Source organism: Paenarthrobacter nitroguajacolicus (assembly GCF_031455195.1).
GTDB classification, from domain to species: Bacteria; Actinomycetota; Actinomycetes; order Actinomycetales; family Micrococcaceae; genus Arthrobacter; species Arthrobacter nitroguajacolicus_D.
In genome coordinates, this window is record NZ_JAVDSH010000010.1 from 110,934 (window position 1) to 130,690 (window position 19,757).

24 protein-coding genes and 1 pseudogene are annotated in these 19,757 nt (G+C 63.1%); 13 read left to right on the plus strand and 12 right to left on the minus strand.

The annotated features are described in order from the left end of the window. Positions 1–32 precede the first annotated feature (32 nt). Complete coding sequence (ku, locus tag J2Y68_RS18620) at positions 33–899, plus strand: non-homologous end joining protein Ku (RefSeq protein ID WP_211710946.1); 867 nt, start codon at positions 33–35, stop codon at positions 897–899. 75 nt (positions 900–974) lie between these two features. On the opposite strand, the gene J2Y68_RS18625 is transcribed toward ku, so the two are convergent. The 4 genes and pseudogenes from J2Y68_RS18625 to J2Y68_RS18640 all read right to left on the minus strand — a co-directional run bounded on the left by J2Y68_RS18625 (position 975) and on the right by J2Y68_RS18640 (position 1,992). Further along, entirely contained in the window at positions 975–1,241 is a 267-nt protein-coding gene (locus tag J2Y68_RS18625; RefSeq protein ID WP_211710945.1) for a DUF7218 family protein, read from the minus strand. 24 nt (positions 1,242–1,265) lie between these two features. After that, positions 1,266–1,349 carry a hypothetical protein gene (locus tag J2Y68_RS18630; protein ID WP_309995787.1) on the minus strand — a complete coding sequence of 28 codons (84 nt, stop codon included), beginning with the start codon at positions 1,347–1,349 and terminating at the stop codon, positions 1,266–1,268. A gap of 83 nt (positions 1,350–1,432) precedes the next feature. After that, positions 1,433–1,477, minus strand: a pseudogene (locus tag J2Y68_RS18635) (hypothetical protein); the annotation flags it as partial. 2 nt (positions 1,478–1,479) lie between these two features. After that, a complete protein-coding gene (locus J2Y68_RS18640) occupies positions 1,480–1,992 on the minus strand; it encodes a DUF6328 family protein (RefSeq protein ID WP_309995589.1) in 513 nt (170 codons plus the stop codon). Positions 1,993–2,103: 111 nt separating this feature from the next. On the opposite strand from J2Y68_RS18640, the gene J2Y68_RS18645 reads away from it, so the two are divergent. After that, on the plus strand, positions 2,104–2,334 hold the full coding sequence (locus J2Y68_RS18645) for a hypothetical protein (RefSeq protein WP_309995591.1): 231 nt from the start codon (positions 2,104–2,106) through the stop codon (positions 2,332–2,334). A gap of 70 nt (positions 2,335–2,404) precedes the next feature. Here J2Y68_RS18645 and J2Y68_RS18650 read toward each other — a convergent pair whose 3' ends face one another. Beyond that, positions 2,405–2,575, minus strand: a complete 171-nt coding sequence (locus J2Y68_RS18650) for a hypothetical protein (RefSeq protein WP_211710941.1) — start codon at positions 2,573–2,575, stop codon at positions 2,405–2,407. A gap of 297 nt (positions 2,576–2,872) precedes the next feature. Between J2Y68_RS18650 and J2Y68_RS18655 the strand changes: the two genes are divergently transcribed. The 4 genes from J2Y68_RS18655 (at position 2,873) to J2Y68_RS18670 (ending at position 5,615) form a co-directional block, all read left to right on the plus strand. Beyond that, positions 2,873–3,352 carry a Dps family protein gene (locus tag J2Y68_RS18655; protein ID WP_024819119.1) on the plus strand — a complete coding sequence of 160 codons (480 nt, stop codon included), beginning with the start codon at positions 2,873–2,875 and terminating at the stop codon, positions 3,350–3,352. Between the two features lie 42 nt (positions 3,353–3,394). Continuing rightward, on the plus strand, positions 3,395–4,351 hold the full coding sequence (locus tag J2Y68_RS18660) for a DNA topoisomerase IB (protein WP_309995596.1): 957 nt from the start codon (positions 3,395–3,397) through the stop codon (positions 4,349–4,351). A 114-nt stretch (positions 4,352–4,465) separates the two neighbouring features. Continuing rightward, a complete protein-coding gene (locus J2Y68_RS18665) occupies positions 4,466–5,023 on the plus strand; it encodes a hypothetical protein (protein WP_309995597.1) in 558 nt (185 codons plus the stop codon). A 4-nt stretch (positions 5,024–5,027) separates the two neighbouring features. Beyond that, on the plus strand, positions 5,028–5,615 hold the full coding sequence (locus tag J2Y68_RS18670) for a TetR/AcrR family transcriptional regulator (protein ID WP_309995600.1): 588 nt from the start codon (positions 5,028–5,030) through the stop codon (positions 5,613–5,615). A 109-nt stretch (positions 5,616–5,724) separates the two neighbouring features. Here the strand turns inward: J2Y68_RS18670 and J2Y68_RS18675 are convergent, their stop codons facing one another. The 5 genes from J2Y68_RS18675 to J2Y68_RS18695 all read right to left on the minus strand — a co-directional run bounded on the left by J2Y68_RS18675 (position 5,725) and on the right by J2Y68_RS18695 (position 11,012). Next, positions 5,725–6,003 carry an HPr family phosphocarrier protein gene (locus J2Y68_RS18675; RefSeq protein WP_090823822.1) on the minus strand — a complete coding sequence of 93 codons (279 nt, stop codon included), beginning with the start codon at positions 6,001–6,003 and terminating at the stop codon, positions 5,725–5,727. 36 nt (positions 6,004–6,039) lie between these two features. Then, positions 6,040–8,091, minus strand: coding sequence for a PTS fructose transporter subunit IIABC (locus J2Y68_RS18680; RefSeq protein ID WP_309995601.1), 2,052 nt, complete (start codon positions 8,089–8,091; stop codon positions 6,040–6,042). A 2-nt stretch (positions 8,092–8,093) separates the two neighbouring features. Beyond that, a complete protein-coding gene (locus J2Y68_RS18685; protein WP_309995603.1) occupies positions 8,094–9,080 on the minus strand; it encodes a 1-phosphofructokinase family hexose kinase in 987 nt (328 codons plus the stop codon). After that, positions 9,077–9,868 carry a DeoR/GlpR family DNA-binding transcription regulator gene (locus tag J2Y68_RS18690; RefSeq protein WP_309995604.1) on the minus strand — a complete coding sequence of 264 codons (792 nt, stop codon included), beginning with the start codon at positions 9,866–9,868 and terminating at the stop codon, positions 9,077–9,079. Before J2Y68_RS18690 ends, J2Y68_RS18685 begins: the two co-directional genes overlap by 4 nt. A 712-nt stretch (positions 9,869–10,580) precedes the next feature. After that, positions 10,581–11,012 (minus strand): hypothetical protein, encoded by a 432-nt coding sequence (locus J2Y68_RS18695; RefSeq protein ID WP_211710933.1) that lies wholly within the window; start codon positions 11,010–11,012, stop codon positions 10,581–10,583. A gap of 178 nt (positions 11,013–11,190) precedes the next feature. Between J2Y68_RS18695 and J2Y68_RS18700 the strand changes: the two genes are divergently transcribed. The 3 genes from J2Y68_RS18700 (at position 11,191) to J2Y68_RS18710 (ending at position 13,814) form a co-directional block, all read left to right on the plus strand. Continuing rightward, positions 11,191–11,964, plus strand: coding sequence for a GAF and ANTAR domain-containing protein (locus J2Y68_RS18700; protein ID WP_309995607.1), 774 nt, complete (start codon positions 11,191–11,193; stop codon positions 11,962–11,964). Positions 11,965–12,180: 216 nt separating this feature from the next. Then, positions 12,181–12,639 carry a hypothetical protein gene (locus J2Y68_RS18705; protein ID WP_309995610.1) on the plus strand — a complete coding sequence of 153 codons (459 nt, stop codon included), beginning with the start codon at positions 12,181–12,183 and terminating at the stop codon, positions 12,637–12,639. Between the two features lie 35 nt (positions 12,640–12,674). Then, complete coding sequence (locus J2Y68_RS18710) at positions 12,675–13,814, plus strand: glutamate--cysteine ligase 2 (RefSeq protein ID WP_309995613.1); 1,140 nt, start codon at positions 12,675–12,677, stop codon at positions 13,812–13,814. A 92-nt stretch (positions 13,815–13,906) separates the two neighbouring features. On the opposite strand, the gene J2Y68_RS18715 is transcribed toward J2Y68_RS18710, so the two are convergent. Together J2Y68_RS18715 and J2Y68_RS18720 are read right to left on the minus strand one after the other, a co-directional pair. After that, positions 13,907–14,308: a VOC family protein gene (locus tag J2Y68_RS18715; protein ID WP_216922497.1), complete on the minus strand. Its 402-nt coding sequence runs from the start codon at positions 14,306–14,308 to the stop codon at positions 13,907–13,909. Positions 14,309–14,327: 19 nt separating this feature from the next. Further along, positions 14,328–14,768, minus strand: a complete 441-nt coding sequence (locus J2Y68_RS18720; protein ID WP_309995616.1) for a helix-turn-helix transcriptional regulator — start codon at positions 14,766–14,768, stop codon at positions 14,328–14,330. A gap of 26 nt (positions 14,769–14,794) precedes the next feature. Between J2Y68_RS18720 and J2Y68_RS18725 the strand changes: the two genes are divergently transcribed. From J2Y68_RS18725 to J2Y68_RS18740, 4 genes are all read left to right on the plus strand, one after another. Continuing rightward, positions 14,795–15,412, plus strand: coding sequence for an alpha/beta hydrolase (locus tag J2Y68_RS18725; RefSeq protein ID WP_309995618.1), 618 nt, complete (start codon positions 14,795–14,797; stop codon positions 15,410–15,412). 205 nt (positions 15,413–15,617) lie between these two features. Further along, complete coding sequence (locus J2Y68_RS18730; RefSeq protein ID WP_309995621.1) at positions 15,618–16,619, plus strand: LacI family DNA-binding transcriptional regulator; 1,002 nt, start codon at positions 15,618–15,620, stop codon at positions 16,617–16,619. A gap of 14 nt (positions 16,620–16,633) precedes the next feature. After that, complete coding sequence (locus J2Y68_RS18735) at positions 16,634–17,359, plus strand: HAD family hydrolase (protein ID WP_309995623.1); 726 nt, start codon at positions 16,634–16,636, stop codon at positions 17,357–17,359. Positions 17,360–17,389: 30 nt separating this feature from the next. Next, a complete protein-coding gene (locus J2Y68_RS18740; RefSeq protein ID WP_309995625.1) occupies positions 17,390–19,744 on the plus strand; it encodes a glycoside hydrolase family 65 protein in 2,355 nt (784 codons plus the stop codon). Positions 19,745–19,757 lie beyond the last annotated feature (13 nt).

A 19,757-nucleotide genomic window follows, 5' to 3' on the forward strand; every position in this document is an offset into this window, starting at 1 on the left:
TCCTCCGCTGTGTTGTGCTGTTGACTGGGTGCATGAGGGCCATATGGAAGGGATCTATCGCGTTCGGTCTGGTCAACGTACCAGTGAAGCTCTACAGTGCCACGGAGGATCACGATATTGGCCTGCACCAAGTCCACAATAAGGACGGTGGGCGCATCAGGTACCAGCGCAAATGCGAAATCTGCAGCGAAGTAGTGGCCTACGAGGACATCGACAAAGCCTACGAAGAAGAGGGCCGCACGGTGGTCCTGACGGCGGCGGAATTGAAGTCCCTGCCGGAGGAAAGCAGCCGTGAAATCGAGGTAGTGGAGTTCATCCCTGCCGAGCAGCTGGACCCGATCATGTACGAGCGCAGTTACTTCCTTGAACCTGACTCCAAGTCACCCAAGGCTTACATGCTGCTGCGGCAGACCTTGGAAGACACCGACAGGATCGCGATCGTCCAGTACGCGCTGCGCCAAAAAACACGTTTGGGGGCGCTCCGGGTGCGCGGGGACGTGCTGCTGCTTCAGGCGTTGTTGTGGGGGGACGAAGTCCGCGAAGCGAAGTTCCCGTCCCTGGAGACCGACGTCAAGATTTCGGACAAGGAACTCGAAATGTCCTCCGCCTTGGTGGACTCCATGGCGCACGACTTCGATCCCGACGAATACACCGACGACTACCAGGCGCAGCTGAAGACGTTGATCGAGGCCAAGCTGGAGAAGGGCGAGGCGCTGGACACGGAGGCCACCTTCGGCGTCGTTGAAGGCGAAGGCGAAGGCGGCGACGTGATCGACCTCATGGAAGCGCTCAAGCGCAGCCTCGACAAGAAACGCGGCAAGGAAAAAGCGTCCGACGACGACGCTGCCGCCAGCAAGACTGCCAGCAAGCCAAAGGCGCGGGCCAAGAAAAAGGCTTGACCCGGCGTCGTCATTCCATACAAAAGCGGTGGCTCCCTTTCCAGGCGGGCACCGCTTTTGTTTATCGCCTTTGAACTAGTGGTTCCGCAACATGGAGATCAGATCGGCCTTCTTCTTGCCGGAATAGCCTTTAAGGCCCAGTTCCTTGGCGCGGGCTTTCAATTTGTCCACGGTCCAGTCGTCATAGTCGCCGGACTTTCCACCTTTACGGCCCACGGCCTTGCGTCCCTGCGCAGCGGCGGCATTCGAGATGCGGGCAGCCTTTTCCTTGGAGGCGCCATCATCGCGAAGTTCTTCGTACAGTTCGGGATCTTTGATGCTGGGATTCTTCTTTTCCGGCATAGTGTGTTTCCTTTCCCTGGCTGGCTACGAGCCTGTCTCGTAGTGTGGTTCGGCGTCGGGCTTGGACTCGGGCGAGCCGCGCTCACGGAGGCAAACAGAGGCGCCCATAAGAACAGCAACGGCCAGGTATTCCCATGTGGAGACCCGGGGTCCTTTTCCTGGGGTGAATCCTTGCCCATGGGTTTGGACTCGGACGAGCCCTTCTGGAAAAGGAAGACCGTGAGGACCACGTACATGGTCAGCCGTCCTTTGAATTGCCGTTGGTGGCCCCGGCCCGGCGTTGCAGCCACAGCGGCATGCCCACCACGAAAACCAGCAGGACCAGGATGATGCCGCCGCCTGCCACCAAACCCGCGGTCCTGCCGGCCGTCACGTCGAAGACAAGGGAAGCGGAGCCGGTGATCAGAATGGCTACGCCCGCGAGTGCCCACTTGGTGATGATGTCGGCGCTGGAGACGAGGGTGGCTTTGAGCCCCCGCCGGAACAGCCGCCGATGCACGCTGACCGGGAGGACGATGAGCACGGTAGTCAAAGCAGCGGTCATGACGTTGAACAGATACAGGTTTTGCTGCCAGTCGTCCAGTTCGCTGAACCGGGCTTGGAAGGGAAGCGTCAGCAGGAAACCTCCCAGGATCTGGACTCCCGTTTGGAGCACGCGCAGCTCCTGGATCAATTCCATCCAGTTCCGGTCCATCCGCTCTTCGGTGGACTCGTTGCGGCCGATCCGGGGAATTTGATCCGGCTCTGTCATTCGTGCACCTCGCAACTCTTGGTGGACGCCGACGTTGCACCGGGCTACGGTCGGATTGTCAGCGTTCCTCGAACTTTTCTCGGGGCCTCAACGGATTCCAAGGAGGAAGAAATGAGCCAGGACGAGCATCGCGTTGAGCCGTCGGATGAACCCGGCGGTTATGGAACTCCCACCCCGGAACAGGAACTTCCCGGTCAGGGCGCCCAAGGGGAAACGCCCGAGCGGCCGGCCCAGGATGAGCCCGGGGTGCCGGAGGGGGAATTCCCAACGCCCAAGGATCCCGATGCCGCTCCACCGCCCTCGGCAATAGGTGACCCGACGGGTGGCGCGGGCGGGCAGTAGATGCGGCCGAGGACTGCCCCGATACGCAGTTCAGCTGCGGCGGGGCAGCCCTCGCACGGGGCGGCTGGAATTAGACCGTATGACCCCTGCGCCCTGACATGAAGCTCAGGAGCCAGCCAATGGCCGCGATGACAAGGAGGACGATTCCTACCCACAGCAGCCAGCTAAGGGCCTGGGAGAAACCGCCCACGAGGAGAAGAACAATTGCTACTACACCAGCAATGATCAGAAGCGTATTCATGGTCAGCACATTCCTTTCTGGGGGAATCTTCGATTCCCAACTATGCATTCCGATTTACTTCGATTTAGTTATGCCGGTACCTGGGGACGTTCCGCCGCCCCTAAGTGCCTTTTCCGCTATCCCATACCGGCCTTCACCGTAGGATGAAGTTCGCCAGTTGTGAACAGCAACACTCTTCATTGTACTACTAAGCAACCTTATGAAAGGCTTATTGAAGTCGTCACTTGATGATTGGGCAGTTGCCGCAGTAAGCAGGTGGCACGTATTGGCTCAGATGAACGTCCATGAGAGGAACACATGAAAGCGTCACAGCAGCTTGCAGACAACCTTCAGATCGTCCTGACAGACCTTATCGAGCTGCAGCTCCAGGGAAAGCAGGCCCACTGGAACATCGTGGGACCCAATTTCCGGGACCTTCACCTTCAGCTGGACGAGCTGGTGGTGGCAACCCGCGAATTCGCAGACGACACTGCCGAGCGAATGAGGGCACTGCATGCACTCCCCGACGGTCGCAGCGCCACCATCGCCAAGGGCACGCGGCTTGAGGAATTCCCCGCAGGCCTGGTCAACACCAAGAACGCCGTCAAGCTGGTCACCGACCGCGTGGAGCGCGCAGTCCAGACCATGCGGGATGTCCATGACGAGGTGGACGAAGAAGACCCCACGACGGCGGACCTCCTGCATGCGTTCATCTCCAGGCTTGAGCAGCTGGTATGGATGATCAACGCCGAAATCATGAATGCAGGCGCAGCCGTCACGGACCCGGACGAGGCCTAGCAAGCGCCCGGACCAGGCTGATCGCGGACAAAGGAGCCCGGCGTGCCACGGCTTAAGCGAAGCGACCTTTCCAAGCCCGGCATCGTCCGCCGCAAGGTGGGCAAGGGCTTCAGCTACCGCCACCCGGACGGGAGCCTGGTCAGCAAGGAGGATCGCCAGCGCATCAACGCGCTGGCGATCCCGCCTGCCTGGACTGAGGTGTGGATCTGTCCCTTCGAAAACGGACACATCCAAGCCACCGGCGTGGACGCGGCCGGTCGCAGCCAATACATGTACCACCCCCGCTGGCGTGAACGTAAGGACACCGAGAAGTTCCAGCGCGCGGCGGAGTTGGGCTCCGTGTTCCCTGCGGTGCGCCGGGCCGTCACGCTGCACCTCAAGGACATGTCCTCGCCCAAGCAACAAACCATCGCAGCTGCGGTGCGGCTGATGGACCTCGGCGCTTTGCGTGTTGGCTCCGAAAGCTACATGCGCCAGAACGGTTCGTATGGGCTCACTACCCTCCGCTGCCGGCATGCGCGGGTCAAGGGCGATGCCGTGGCGCTCAAGTTCCCCGGCAAGAGCGGGCAACTGTGGGATACCTCTATCCACGACCCCGCCCTGGCCGCGTTCCTGGAGCCCCTGGCCCGACGCCCGGGCAAGGAGCGCTTGCTGGCTTACAAGGCGGATGGGTCCTGGGTCTCCCTGGATGCCTCCATGATCAATGAGTACCTTCGTACGATTGCCGGGGCCGCCTACACCTCCAAGGATTTCCGCACGTGGAAGGGGACGGCCGCCGCCGCACTCAGCCTGTTGAGTTCCGATGGCACCATGACGCGTCCCCAGGCGCTGGTGAAAGCCATGAAGGACGCTGCGGCCCTCCTCGGCAACACTCCAACAGTGGCCCGCACATCCTATGTAGACCCGCGGATCGTTGAGGCCTACTTGTCCGGGGAACTGCAGGCAGTCAAGGCCACAGAACCTTCCATTGCTGCATTCCTGATCGAAAAACAAAGCTAGCGCAGCTGTTCCGGGCCGCTGCCTCTGCCACCCTGTTGATTTTATGAGTACAGTCGTACTAACAAAGATCGGCGGGCCATAACCTCGTCGGGATATGGCGTTGAGGAGCGGTGGATGATTCTGTTCGCAATCGTGGTCTGTGAAGTTGCGTTCTGGGTGGCGATTCTCGCCGGCCTTACGGCACGGTATGTGCTGCGGCGCCCCCGCCTTGGCGGAGCCCTCCTGCTCCTTGCTCCGGTGATCGATGCTGTTCTGCTTGCCTTGGTGGCCGTCGACCTGCTGGGTGGGGGAACGGCCTCCTGGCACCATGGGCTCGCGGCGATCTACATTGGCGTCTCCATCGCTTACGGCAAACGCATGGTGGCATGGGCCGACGCGCACTTCCAGCACCGTTTCGCCAGCGGGCCGGCGCCGGAACGACTCAGCGGGACCCGTTACACGGTCAAGTGCTGGCGGGATGTACTTCTTACCGCGTTGGCGGTAGTCATCGCCGCTGCGACGCTGGGAGCGATCATCCTCCTCGTCAACGACGCAGGACGGACCGCCGCCCTCTCGGAGTTCTTTCGCATTCTGGGCTTCATCTTCGCAATCGACTTCCTATGGGCCGTGAGCTACACGATCTGGCCCAAGAAGCCCGCCAGCGCATTGCCGGCCGCCGCTCCTTCACGCTGAGACCATGCCACGGAGAATCGACGCAGAGGCACGTACCGCAGCAATAGCGGAAGCTTCCTTGCGGGTGCTGGAACGCGAGGGCCTTTCGGGTCTTTCCGTGCGCGGGGTGGCAGCGGAAGCGGGCATCGCGGCCGCTTCACTGAGGCGCGCGTTTGCCACGCAACATGCCCTGCGGGAGTTCTGCCTGCAACTCATTGAGGATCGGGTCACCGCCCGAATCGCCGCACTTGAGCTCACTGACCGGGCTCTTGTTGATGCGTTGCTCCTGCAATTGCTTCCCATCGACAAGGAACGACGGCTGGAACTCGTTGCGCATGTCCAGCTCGGTGTCCTTTCGCTGACCGACAGTGCGCTGCGTCCTGCCGCGATCAGGCTCAGCGAGGGAGTAGATCGCGTATGCCATGTCGCCCTTCGGATCCTGGCCGAAGCGGGTCAGTTTCACCCAAGCCGCGACCCCGAATATGAAGCCCAGCGGCTACGTGCGCTCCTGGATGGAATCGCAATGTATGGGCTGTTGAGCGGGGAACTGCCGGAGGGGGGTCCTATGCTCAGGGTGCTCTCGCGCCATCTCGACGAGCTCGCCGGTCCCTAGTACCTCAGACACGACAAGGAAAAGTACCTCAGACACTCAAAGAGCCTGGTGCCACCCATATCCGGGTGGCACCAGGCTCTTTCCGTGGCGCTGAGGGGTTTGGGTGTCCCTACTCGGCGTCGTGGTCTGTTTCGAGGATCTTGACCAAGCTGTCCAGGGCTGCGTCAGCACCCTCGCCTTCAGCGCGCAGGACCACCACGTCGCCGTGGGCTGCACCCAGGCTCATCAGGGACAGAATGCTGGCTGCATCCATGGCGTCATCAGCGGGCTCGCCCTGGCGGGCAATGGTGACGTCGAGGTCAAGGTCGCCGGCGGCCTCTGCGAAGATGGCTGCCGGGCGGGCGTGGAGGCCGACGCGGCTTGCGATGGTGGCTGTACGTTCAGGCATTGGTGCTCCTTAGGTGTGGGTGGCTTTGTGGGAAGTCTAGACGCTGGCGGTGGCGGTGGCGGGGACTGGCTCTGCTTCAACCGGCTTCCGGACGGCCCAGCGCTTGAGGGCGATGACCAGCAGTGCTGTGATAACCACGCCCACGGCAATCGAGAGGAAGAACAACACGAAGTTGTCGATCGCAAAGAAGACGAAGAGGCCGCCATGGGGCGCCTTGGAAGTGACTCCGAAGGCCATGGACAGGGCGCCGGTTACAGCACCGCCCACCATGCTGGCAGGAATGACGCGAAGCGGATCTGCGGCTGCGAAGGGAATGGCGCCTTCGGAGATGAAGGAAGCACCCAGGAGCCACGCGGCCTTGCCGTTTTCACGCTCTGCCAGGGAGAAGAGCTTCTTGTCCAGGACGGTGGCCAGGGCCATAGCCAACGGCGGAACCATACCTGCCGCCATGACTGCGGCCATGATCTGCCAGGGGGCCTGGTTGGTAACGCTCGCGGCGCCGAGGCCCGCGACGGCAAAGGCGTAAGCGACCTTGTTGACGGGTCCACCGAGGTCGAAGCACATCATGAGGCCCAGGATGATGCCGAGGACGATCGCGCCGGCTCCGGTCAGGCTTGAGAGCCCGGCGTTCAGGGCGTTGGTGAGTGCGACGATGGGAGCGCCCAGGATCAGGAACATCAAGCCGGACGCCACCAGGGACGCGATCAACGGAATGATGACCACCGGCATCAGGCCGCGAAGCCAACGCGGGACGTCAAGCTTGCCGATCTGGTAGGCAACGTAGCCTGCCAGGAGGCCGCCGACGATACCGCCGAGGAAGCCTGCGCCCATAAACCCGGAAACGGCACCGGCCACAAAGCCGGGGGCGATGCCGGGGCGGTCAGCGATGGCGTAGGCGATGTAGCCAGCCAGCGCAGGAACCAGGAACCCGAGGGACAGGGCGCCGATCTTGAACAGCACCGCTCCGATGTAGGCACCCAGGGGTCCCCAAGCGTTGTCCGGGAATTCGGTGGGCAGGTTGAAGATGCTGTTTTCCACAACAATCTTGTCCGCGAAGCTGGTGATGAGGTAGCCACCCATGAGGAACCCGAGGGCAATCAGGAGGCCACCACCGGCAACGAACGGGATCATGTAACTGACACCGGTGAGGAGTGCTCGCTTCAGCTTCTGGCCGATGTGCTCGCCCTTCTCCTCCTCGGCGCGCTCAGCCTGCTCTTCGGCACCGAAGTGCGGAACACGGCGTGCATGCGGGTCCACAGCAGCGGCCAAGGCCTCCTCCACCATTTTTGTGGGTTCGTCGATGCCACGCTTGACCGGAGCGTTGATGACCGGCTTACCGGCGAAGCGCTCCTTGCCGCGGACATCGACGTCGACGGCGAAGATCACCGCGTCTGCCGCAGCGATCACTGCCGGGTCCAGCGGCTTGGCGCCGGAGGAACCCTGGGTCTCGACCTGGAGGTCCACGCCCATTTCCTTGGCAGCTGCAACAAGCGAATCGGCCGCCATGTAAGTGTGCGCAATGCCTGTGGGGCAAGCGGTAACTGCAACGATGCGCTTGGGTGCGGCGGTCGTCGTCGTGCTTGTCGCAGCAGAAGCGCCGGCGGCCGGTGCCGCACCAGCAGGCGCTGCGGCTGGCTTGTCCGCCAACGCGCCGTCGACCAGGTCCACGATGTCCTGCTCCGTAGCGGCCGCGCGGAGTGCAGCCGTGAAGTCCTTCTTGATGAGGGAACGGGCCAGCTTGGAGAGCAGCTTCAGATGTTCCTGGTCTGCTCCGTCCGGGGCCGCGATGAAGAAGATGAGGTCCGCCGGACCGTCCTTGGCGCCAAAATCCACCTTGTGCGAAAGGCGCGCCATGGCAAGGGCAGGCTCCGTAACCGCCGCCGAGCGGCAGTGTGGGATGGCGATGCCACCGGGCACGCCGGTTGCGGTCTTCTGCTCACGGGCGAAGGCATCCGTGAAGAGCCCTTCAACCTCGGAAGCACGGCCGGCCGCGGCGACTTTGCCGGCCAGGACGCGGATGACGTCGGCGGGGGAGTCGCCCAGGTTCTGGTCGAGGGTGACCAATTGGGGTGTGATCAGCTGGGTCACTGTTAGTCCTTCTGGAGGGCCGTGATGGTTACGGCGTCGGGGGTTGTCTGGTGGACTGCCGGGACAGTGGAGCCCGGCAGCGAAGCAGCAGCGGCACCATGTGCCACCGCCTGACGAAGGCAGTCCTGAGCGGAACCACCCTGGGTTGCAGCCAACAGGTAGCCGGCCAGGGATGAATCCCCTGCGCCCACTGTGCTGACGGCTTTGATCGGCGGATGCGTGGCGAACCATGCTCCGTCCGCGGTCACCAGGACTGCGCCCTTGGACCCGAGTGTTGCGAGAACGGCGCCTACACCGCTGGCGACGACGGCGGCAGCAGCTTGGGCGGCTTTGGCCGGGTCTGCTTCCAGTTGCTCAGCTGTGTAGACGTTGGTGAAACCTGCAGCGGCTGCAAGCTCGGCGAGCTCTTCCGCGTTCGGCTTGAGGAGGTCCGGCTTTCCTGCGGCATCACCCACCAGGGCTGCCGCAAGCGGCGCCCCGGAGGAGTCGATGGCGATGCCTGGGGCTACCGTCCCATCTGCATTCGACCGGAGTCGACGCGCGATTGTGGCGTAGAAGTCCGCGGGAACTCCTGGTGGGAGCGAGCCCGCGAGAACCACCCAGCTGGCGCCACGGGAACGGTCCAGCAGCAGCCCGATCAGGGCTTCCTGCTGTTCACCGCTCAGCTCCGGGCCGGGTTCGTTGATCTTGGTGGTGACGCCATCCGGTTCGGTGAGCGTGACATTGCTGCGCAGCGCCTGACCGATGGGGAGCGCCGCAAACGGCACGCCGCCGTCGTGCAGTCCGGAAAGAACGGGGTCCGAGTCGGCGCCCGGAAGGACAGCCAACGTTTCGAGGCCTGAGGCAACAAGGGCCCGGGAGACGTTGACGCCCTTACCGCCGGATTCCTGGTGGACGGCCACGGCGCGCTGGACTTCACCGCGGGCCAGGGCTCCAGGGAGTTCCACCGTCCTGTCCAGGCTGGGGTTGGCTGTCAGGGTGACGATCATGCGATCACCACGTCGACGCCGGCATCGGCCAGGGCGGCCGCGAGTTCCGCGGACGGTTCGCTGTCTGTTATCAACGTGTCAACATCCTTTAAGGTTGCGAACTGGACCAGTGTTTCGGCGTCCAGCTTGGAAGAATCGGCCAGGGCAACCACCCGCCGGGCAGACTTGACGAAGGCGGCCTTGACCGCTGCTTCCTCGGGGTCGGGGGTGCTCAGCCCGAAGTCGGCGTGGATCCCGTTGGTCCCCACAAAAGCGATGTCCGGACGGAGTCGGTACGCGGCCTCCACCGTGGATTGCCCGACGGCTGCCTGGGTGAGGCCGCGGACACGGCCGCCCAGTATTTGGAGTGCAATTCCAGGAGTGGATGAGAGCTTGCCGGCGATGGGGATGGCATGCGTGATGACTACGAGTTCGTCGCTTCCGTGGGCCGGCGGGGTCCGCTGTGCGAGCAGGTCCGCGAGGGTTTCCGTGGTTGATCCGGCGTCGAGGAGGATGCTGCCGCTGATGAGTTCCGGAATCAGGGCGAGTGCTGCGTTGGCGATCCGGAGCTTCTGGGACTGGCGCTGGACGGCACGCTCAAGGATGCTTTCTTCCCTGGTGCTCAGCCGGTCCGAAGGAACCGCGCCGCCGTGTACCCGGCGCAGGTTACCGGAAACTTCAAGGGCAGCGAGATCGCGGCGAATGGTCTCAGTGGTGATGCTGAAACGGTCGGCGAGGTCAGTGACGCTCACCCGTCCGCGCTCGGCGACGAGGGCGGAGATCAGTTGTTGGCGCTCTTCTGCGAACACTTACCCTCCATTGCGGTAAAGCCAAGAATTCAGTACAGCCACAGCCGTGACTGCTGTCACAACGATGTGGAATTGCTTGACTCTATCTTTGTTTATGTGGGGAAGTCAAGAGAAAACCAACATAAACAAAGATCTACCAGTGCGGGTGTCCGGGCACGCCAAAGGGCATGCCGCACTCCCTGTAGCGCGACATGCCCTCGTTCGGATCCTGACTGGGGGATGTACCAGGATCCGGTCCATGGGTCGGAGGTGCCAGCTGACCGTTAGGGTCGGGGCGCTCCTCCCGGTTCAGATGGCGGTGGTGTGGCCGGCCCTGGGGTGGGCTCCGGAACCGGCGGTGGGCCAGGCTCGGGAAGTGGAACCGGCTCGGGCGTTGGGCCCGGCCCGCGTGTCCGATCCGGGCCGGGATCCTGCGTGGGGTCGGGGTGCGGGGCACCTTGGGGACCCATGATCAGAGGCTCCCGCGATGTGCGGGTTGCTGCGGCCGAAGGGTCGGTGGCACATGGGTGGGGTAGCTGCCTGAATCCCATCCAGATCCCGGATAGTCGATAGGCAGGTTGTCCGGATCCGGCGGATCAGGGAGCGTCCGCTTCCTGCCTTCGCCGGTCTTCCCGCCGGTCACCGCAGGTTCTCGTCTTTGTGGTTCTGCGTGCATGGTGTTCCTTCCTGTCGCTCCAGGGCTGTCCTAGGGCACCGAAGCCAATGGTCGAATTCAGTCCGGAATCTCCATACGGAAGCCGCAATGACATCCGAGAATCCGTGTGTTGATGAGTACCTCGTACATCCGTAGCTGCGCCTTGGGCTTCAACACCAAGGGGGCCTGTATTCTCCGCAATTCGCAGCTCTTGGTCTTCATTGGTTCACCGCAGTGGAGATACTGGCCGCCGAACTGCAGCACGCCCTGGGTGACGCCCGGGCGGTTGAGCACCGCAGCCACTTTCTGGACTGAGGCAATCTGCGTGTAGGAGTACCTGCAGTCGCTGCATTCGTAAGCGACGTCAACCATGTTGGGCGCCGGTGGATAGTGGGACTGGATGGAATTGACCAGCAGGTTCCTGTCGGTATTGCAGCGCTTGCACCAAAGCGGCTCGTCAGGAGGTTGGTGGGCTTCGTCCGGGACTCTGGACGCTGGCTGGGCCGGCATGGGTCTGTACCTTTGCATCAAAAAAATGCGGGACGCCCGTCTGCATGAGCTGGAAAGCCTGGATCCCTGGAAGGGGACGTAGCAAGATTGTGCACATAGGTGCACGGCATATGCAAGGATTCTGTTGTCATTCATCAAGGGGTGGCGATACGGTGCCCCCTCGACCCTAAACTAAGGCATGGACGAAATGAACGTAGATCTGGTGCTGCCTGATGCTGACCAGGCGCCCGACGAAGTTTCGGTCCCCGAGCAATTGCAGGACCTCGTGATCGACAGCGAGGACGTAGGCGGATTCCTCAACGAACTCGCAGCGTTCTCGGCGGCCGCGGTCTCCCAAGCCGTGGGCGTCGATGTCCTCTGCGGCATCACCCTGAGTCGTCGCCGACGGACCGCCACCGTGGCTGGGAGTACCCACGAGGCCCGCTTGATTGACGAAGTCCAGCAGGCCTATGGCGACGGCCCCTGCCTGGAAGCCATGCGAAGCCATGGGACCGTGCACGTTCCAGACACCTCCACCGAAGAGCGGTGGTCCGAGTACTGTTCCGTGATCGCCGAACGTGGCCACCTCTCAGCCCTTTGCGTGCCGCTCGAACTGGACGAGGGCGCCACCGCGGCCCTGAACTTTTTCGCCCCGCAGGCGCACGTCTACGATGACGCCACCATCCGCAACTGCGAGCTCTACGCCAGCCAAGCCGAACGCTCGCTGAGGTTGGCCGTGCGGATCGGGGTCAAGCAGCAGCACGCCGAAGACCTCCAGGAAGCCATGCACTCCCGCACGGTGATCGACCTCGCCAGTGGCATCATCATGGGCCAGAACCGCTGCACGCAGGACGAGGCATTCCAAATCCTCAAAAAGGCATCCAGCACCCGGAACCAGAAGCTCCGGGACGTCGCGGAGTCGCTGGTGAAGTCCGTGGCCAACCATGCTCCTGTGGCCCATTTCGAGCCCTGAGCCCGGGCCGGCGACTGGTCCGGAGCCACCCCATCACTTGTGACCTTCGCCACTGGTGAACTACATTCATACATGGGTTAAGCAGATAGCCCTTGGAACCTCATGCTTGACACCATCAAGGATGGTCCACAAACTGCACTGATGCCGTGGCCTCTATCGGCCGGCTCACCGCGTGCATGCATGCAGGCTCCTTGAAGGAGTAAAAGGAGAATGGCAATGACGCTTGGATCCCCGATTCCCGCCCCGAAACTTCTTATGGGGGCGGTGCCCGCAGCCGCCGATACCGACGCGCGCCCATGGTGCACGGTCTGCGACACGGATTCGTACGTTTTCGTGGAAACCGTCGTAGAGGCGACCCCTGACCAGTCCCAGCTGGTGGAAGTCAGCTACACCTGCAGCGAGTGCGATACGTTCTACGCCCACACTGTCCGTTTGGACGCGCTGGTGCCTGAGATCCAGAGGGAATTCCTGTCAACGTCCGCCGCTGGACTCTGGTTCAGCTGCACCCACTGCGGTGAGCCCATGACGTTGGGGCGCCCCACGGAGCGCGTGATCGAGGCTCCCCGGACCACGGACGATCCTGGCACGCCCAACCTTCTTGAGGTGTACCTGCAGACCCAGGTGCTCCATTGCCGGTGCGGTTTCCAAATGGAGGTTCCACGCCACGTTGGCTAACTGCCGTGAATAACTCGTCGTGGGGAGGGGTGGCCATGCGCACCTTTGGTGTCGAGGAAGAGTTGCTGATTGCCGATCCCTCGGACGGGACGCCCTTGGCTTTGGCTGCCGGGATCCTGGATGTGGCCGGCACTCCGGGCGAGGAGCCCAGTGATGACGCACCTTCCCTGAAGTCGGAGTTCAAGCAGGAGCAGATTGAAGTCAATTCGCTCCCTTGCCGGACAGCGTCGGAACTTCGAGCCGAAATCCGCGCGGGCAGGGCGCTTGCGGATAAGGCCGCCAGGGCTGTCGGGGCGAGGGTGGCAGCGTTGGCAACGCCTCCGGTCTTCCATGCGACGCCCACCGGGGGCAACCAGCGATACGCGGCCATGGGCAACGAGTTCGGGCTGATTTCCCGCGAACAGCTGACCTGTGGCTTCCACGTCCATGTTTCCATCGAGTCGCCGGAGGAAGGCGTAGCTGTGCTGGACCGGATGCGGCACTGGCTTCCCGTGCTTCTGGCGCTGAGCGCCAACTCGCCGTTCTGGATGGGCGCCGACACCGGCTTCGCCAGTTATCGCACGCAGATCTGGAACCGGTGGCCCACGGCTGGTCCCATGGATGTCTTCGGATCAGCGGAGGGTTACCAGGCTGTGGCCTCGAGCCTCCTCCGGACCGGTGTTCCCCTGGATGAGGGCATGATCTATTTTGATGCGCGCCTGTCCAGGGGGCATCCAACCGTAGAGTTTCGGGTTGCTGATGTGTGCCTTTACGCCGAGGATGCCCTGTCTATCGCGCTGATCGCCCGGGCCTTGGTGGAGACCTCGGCGGATGAGTGGCGCAAGGGGGCCCCGCCGTCGGGCGTTTCCACCCCGATCCTGCGGATGGCCAGCTGGAAAGCCAGCCGCTTCGGCGTCGACCAGCAATTGCTGCACCCGCTGGAACAGACGCCCTTTCCTGCCGCCGACGTGGTGGCCGCCCTCCTGCGGCACGTCCGCCGGGCTTTGGTGGAGACGGGGGACCTGGCCGCTGCGCGCGCGGGGGTGGCGAACATCCTCCGCCGCGGAACGGGCGAACGGTTGCAGCGCGAGGCCTACAGTCGCCGGCGCCGATTGTCGGATGTCGTTTCCGCCGCCATCGCGTCCACCCATCAGGACGGCGAACTGTCCGACGCCAAGTACCTGCTTGGCCGTTGACAGCGACAGGACGCGCAGCAGCAGAAGTACGACGACGGCAGGTCACCATGGGTGCCCACGGTGACCTGCCGCCGTCGTACTTTAGGGCCTGCTCAGCCCTGGTTGATGCGGATCATGTTGCCCGAAGGGTCACGGAAAGCGCAGTCGCGCGGACCCCACGGCTGGACGATCGGCTCCTGGAGGACCTCAGCGCCGGATGCGCGGAGCTTCTCGAACGTTGCATCGAGGTCGTCCGTGTTGAACACGAGCATCGGCATGACCCCCTTGGTGAGGAGCTCCTGGATTGCGTCGCCATCGGCCTGGGAGCGGCCGGCGTGCGGTGGGGACAGGACGAGTTCAAGGTCGGGTTGGGCATCGCTGCCGAGGGTGACCCAGCGTTGACCGTCCGAGCCAACGTCGTTGCGGACCTCCAGGCCGAGGGCGTCGCGGTAGAAAGCAAGGGACTCATCCACGTCGTTGACAGTAACGTGTGCGTACTTCAGTGAAATGTTCATACCGCCCACGCTATTTCAGCTAGGGTGCGGGCGCTTCTTCGATCCTGCTCAGGTTGTTGCCGCCCTTGCGGTCGGGGCGGGTGTGCTGCTTGGCGATGCATGTGGGCATTGCCTTCACGGCGTGGTGTTCGCGGGAGCGGTATTCGCTGGGGGTGATGCCCACGATCTCGGTGAAGCGGGAACTGAACGAACCCAAGGATGTACAGCCAACCTCCATGCAGGCATCCGTGACGCTGGTTCCCGAGCGAAGCAATGCCATGGCCCGCTCGATCCGCCTGGTCATGAGGTAGTTGTAGGGCGATTCACCGTACGCGGCCTTGAATTGGCGGGAGAAGTGGGCTGGGGACATCAGCGCGCCGGCGGCCATGGTTGGCACATCCAGCGGGCGCGCATACTCGCGGTCAATGAAGTCGCGCGCTCGCCGCAGATGGGCCAGGTTGGCCAGTTCCTGCGGAGTCATGCGGCAAGTCTACTAGTCTCAGTCCCATGGATTCAGTGGTTTGGTCGAAGCCCGAAAACGAGCGGGCAGGCACCCCTTTGTTGGTGATGTTGCACGGCTATGGCACCAGCGAGCAGCGCATGGTTAAGCTCTTCCCGCATTTGCCCGCGGACTTCAGCTGCGCCGCGCTGCGTGGACCCAAGGTCATCGGTGACGACTACGGCTGGTTCCTGCTGGACTACTTCCTTACCAACGACTTTGCGGATGTCATCTCCTCCACCAACCGGGTGTTCGACTGGATCAACTCCGTCAAAGGGAACCACAGCAGCGTCAGCCTGCTGGGTTACTCACAAGGGATGGCCATGGCCAGCACCCTCCTGCGCTTGCGACCACAGGAATTCAAGGCCACGGTGGGCCTGTCCGGCTTCGTGATGGACAACGATCTCCTTGCCCTCAGCGAGTCCTTCGACAGTCCGCCCCCGTTCTTTTGGGGGAGGGACAAGGCTGATCCGGTCATCAACGAGGACGCGATAGCGCACACCGAGGAATGGCTGCATGCCAACGTTGCGCTGACCGCGCGAACCTATCCGGGGATGGGGCACAGGATTGAGCCGCCGGAACTGGTGGATGTCAGCGCCTTCCTCAAGTACTACGTATTGCGGTAGTCCGCCGGATTAGAAGACATCGCGCGTCCAAAATCAAGACGTCGGTGAGATTCGCGTCACAATTTCGACTTCGACTGCACTCTATTGAATGACAAAATTGTAAGCGCTTACACTTTTGGCTGGTGTCCCGATGCGGGATGCGCGTGAAGGCGTCAGGCGAGGATGGAAAGGGTTGAGGCCGTGTTGCATGGTTAGGACTCACAGGGTGACGATCCAGGACGTAGCCGTCCTCTCCGGATTGTCCATTTGCACGGTGTCCAGGGCCCTCAGGAACCTCCCCAACGTTTCTGACAAAGCCCGGCACCAAGTGGCGGAAGCCGCCAGTAAGCTCGGCTACAAACCGTCGGCCGCAGCGTCCAGGCTGGCAGGTGGGAGCACCCGGTCCGTGGCCATCGTGGCCCCGACAGCCACAGCTTGGTTCTTCGCCCAAACCGTGGAAGCCGCGGAGGAAGTGCTCGGCGACAGCGGATATGACACGGTCCTGATCAGCCTGCGCAACAAGGCCACCGTGAGGCGCCAGTTCTTTGCGGACCTCAGCAACCTGGCCCAGAGGGTCGACGGCGTGCTGCTGCTCAACGTTGGCCTTGCGCCCGGAGAAGTGGAAGCGTTGGTAGCGTGTGGGCTGCCGGTGGCCAGCGTGGGCATGCGAAATGTTCCGTGGGACAATGTAGGTATCGATGACGAACACGCAGCCTGGCAGGCTACCCAACACCTGCTGGGGCTGGGCCATTGGGACTTGGCCGTTCTCTCGAGCAACGAACACCCCGTTGTGACCGAGACTCCTCGGTTCCGTGGCTTCAGGCGTGCGCTGGATGAACACCACCTCACCGTCCACCCGGACTCTGTGGTGGCTGCCGGGCCAAGCATCGACGACGGCCGGCGGGCGATGGCAGAACTCATCACCCGCGGCGCACGGCCCACGGCAGTGTTCGCCCATTGCGACGAAGCGGCCTTCGGTGTGTTGACGACGCTCCGCGAACACGGCCTCTCCGTCCCCAAGCACGTGTCAGTAGTCGGCATCGACGACCACCCCATGAGCGGGTTCCTTGGCCTGAGCACCGTGGCGCAGCCCGTTGCCGACCAAGGGGCCTTCGCAGCAAGCCTGCTGTGTGAACGCCTGCTGAATACTGAAACCCCCCACCAACCCGCCAACCACCTGCTCGATACCAAGCTCATCGAACGCAAAACCACGCGCCACAAGCGCTGAACGGAATACTGCACATGACTGATCTTCGGAATGCCTGGACTGGCGCCTCGGCGCTGCTGTTCGACCTCGACGGCGTGCTGACGCCAACTGCCGTGGTGCACGAGCATGCGTGGCAGGAACTGTTCGACGACTACCTCGCCGGGACCGGCCATGCCCGGGGCTACCAGGAAAGCGACTACTTCGATCACATCGATGGCAAGCCGCGCTTCGATGGCGTCCGGGATTTCCTCGCTTCGCGCGGCATCACGCTCCCCGAGGGGCCCGTCCATGACCACCCCGACAACCAAACGGTGCAGGGCCTGGGCAACAGGAAGAACGCCATCTTCAACGAGATCGTGAACTCCCGCGGCGTCGAGCCGTACCAGGGCTCGGTCAAGTTCATCAATGCCGCGGTGGAGCTGGGACTGAAGGTCGCCGTCGTGTCTTCATCCCGCAACGCACCCGCCGTACTCAAGGCCGCCGGCCTTGACCACCACTTCGAGGTGGTGGTGGATGGGCAGGTGGCTGCCGGCGTCGGACTTCCCGGTAAGCCGGATCCGGCAACCTACGTTTACGCGGCAGGCCTGCTGGGTGTGCCTGTTGAGGAATGCATCGTGGTTGAGGACGCTGTTTCCGGTGTGCAGGCCGGCGCGGGGGCCGACTTTTACGCCGTGATCGGCGTGGACCGCGGAGCGGGCCGCCAAACCCTGCTGGACGCCGGGGCCACGCTGGTGGTCGACGACCTCAACGATCTTCTCTAACCCTACTTTTTCGAAGGACCTCCTTAGCCCATGGCACTCATCAGCTCCGATCGGCTGCGCTTCCCCTGCGAGCCCTGGAAGCTCGTGGAAAACATCCACGTCCCCGGTGACGAAGGGACCCTGGAAACACTGTTCGCGCTCGGCAACGGCCACCTGGGCATCCGCGGCTCACATTCAACCGCGGGCGACAGTGAGCTTCCCGGCACGTTCATCAACGGTTTCCACGAGATCTGGGACATCAAGCACGCCGAGAATGCCTACGGTTTTGCCCGCACCGGGCAGCGGATCGTCTACGTGCCGGACGCCAACAACTTCACCGTCTCCATCGACGGCGAGGCGCTGAGCCTGGCCGAGTCCACGGTGTTGGACTACTACCGCTCCGTGGACTTTTCCACCGGCGTCTACGAGGAAAGCACCACGTACGCCTGCCGGTCCGGCGCGACTGTCACCACGGTGGAACGCCGCGCAGTGGGGTTCGACAACCGCGGATGCCTTGGCTTGGAGCTGTCAGTTTCGGCTGACCGCGACGTGTCCGCGGACATCATTTCCGGCGTCGTCAATCGCCAGGACCAGCCTGTGGAGGACCACTCGGTCCATGACCCGCGCCGATCCGGCCGGCACGCCGGGCGCGTGCTCCTGCCGCTGCACCTCCAAGGTGCCGATGGATCGCTCCGCATGGCCTGGGAGACCTCCGAATCGCGCCAGCGCGTTGCCATGGCCGTGGATCACTGGATCTCCGCCGAAGGCCAGCCGTTTGAAACGCTGGTGGCGGAAGACGAATCCTCCGTCCGTTACGTTTTGGCGATTCACGCCGGCGAGGCTTTCCGTGTGGAGAAGACCGTCAGTTACCTGGTGGCAGGTTCAAGCGACGCCGAGGACCGTGGCGAGAGCCTGGCCGCCGATGCGGAAGCCAACCTGGTGTCCTTCTCCGAAATCCTTGCCCAGAGCAAAGCCCACTATGACCAGTACTGGACCACGTCGGACATCTCCATCGGCGGCCAGCCCGAGATGCAGCAGGCCGTCAGGTGGGGGCTCTTCCAGCTGGCGCAGGCCACGGCCCGCGCCGGGGTGGCGGGCATCCCCGCCAAGGGTGTCAGCGGGTCCGGTTATGAAGGCCATTACTTCTGGGACCAGGAGATCTACCTCCTGCCCTACCTGACGTACACCAACCCATGCGGTGCCCGAAAAGTGCTGGAATCCCGCCACGCCATGTTGCCGGATGCGCGTGTCCGGGCAAAGGAGCTCAGCGTTGACGGCGCACTGTTCCCGTGGCGGACCATCAACGGCCTGGAAGCCAGCGCCTATTACGCTGCGGGAACGGCCCAGTTCCACATTGCAGCAGCCATCGCCTTCGCCGCAAACCGCTACCAGTGGGCCAGCGGAGATGCCTCGTTCCGGGGCGAGTTGGGCGCCGACCTGCTCATTGAAACAGCTCGCATGTGGGCGTCGCTTGGCTTCTTTGGCAAGGACGGCATGTTCCACATTCACGGTGTGACCGGCCCCGATGAGTACACGGCTGTGGTCAACGACAACCTGTACACCAACGTCATGGCACGCTTCAACCTGCGGGCTGCCGCTGCGCTGGAGCATGAGGGGATCGCCGATACTGAGCGGATGGTGTGGCGGCAGGCCGCGGAGCGCATGTCGCTCCCGTACGATCCCCACCTTGAGGTGTTCAGCCAGGACAACGACTTCATGACGCTGGAACCGTGGGACTGGAACACCCCCAAGTCCAAGTACCCGTTGCTGTTGAACTTCCACCCGTTGGTGATCTACCGGCACCAGGTCCTCAAGCAGGCCGACACGGTGCTGGCCATGTTCCTCCAATGGCAGGACTTCACGGCCGAAGAGAAGCAGCGGGCGTTCGACTTCTACGACCCCATCACCACCGGCGACTCCACTCTCTCGGCGTGCGTGCAGGGCATCATGGCGGCCGAAGTCGGCTACGGCGATGTTGCCCTGCAACACTTCACCGACGCCCTGTTCATTGACCTCGACAACTCGCACGGCAACACGATCGACGGCGTCCACATCGCCTCCACCGGCGGTATCTGGAGCTCCCTTGTCTGCGGTTTCGCGGGCATGCGGGACCAAGGCGACGTGCTGCGTTTCGACCCGCGCCTGCCGGTTGAATGGGAGGACCTGTCCTTCCGGCTCAAGGTTCAAGGCCGCCTGCTGTCCGTGGAACTCGCGCAGGGCTCCATTGCGTTGGCGCTTGAATCCGGGCCGGATTACAGCGACGAGCCGTTGCGCATCACGGTGCGCGACTACGACGTCACCGTCGGGACGGAAACGGTCACGGTGCCGCTGGACAGCGTTCCCGTGCCGCCGCCGTCGATCTTCCCCAGCGTCTTCCCGACGGCGGGACTTCCCATCATCCGTTAGGGCGCGTTTGGGC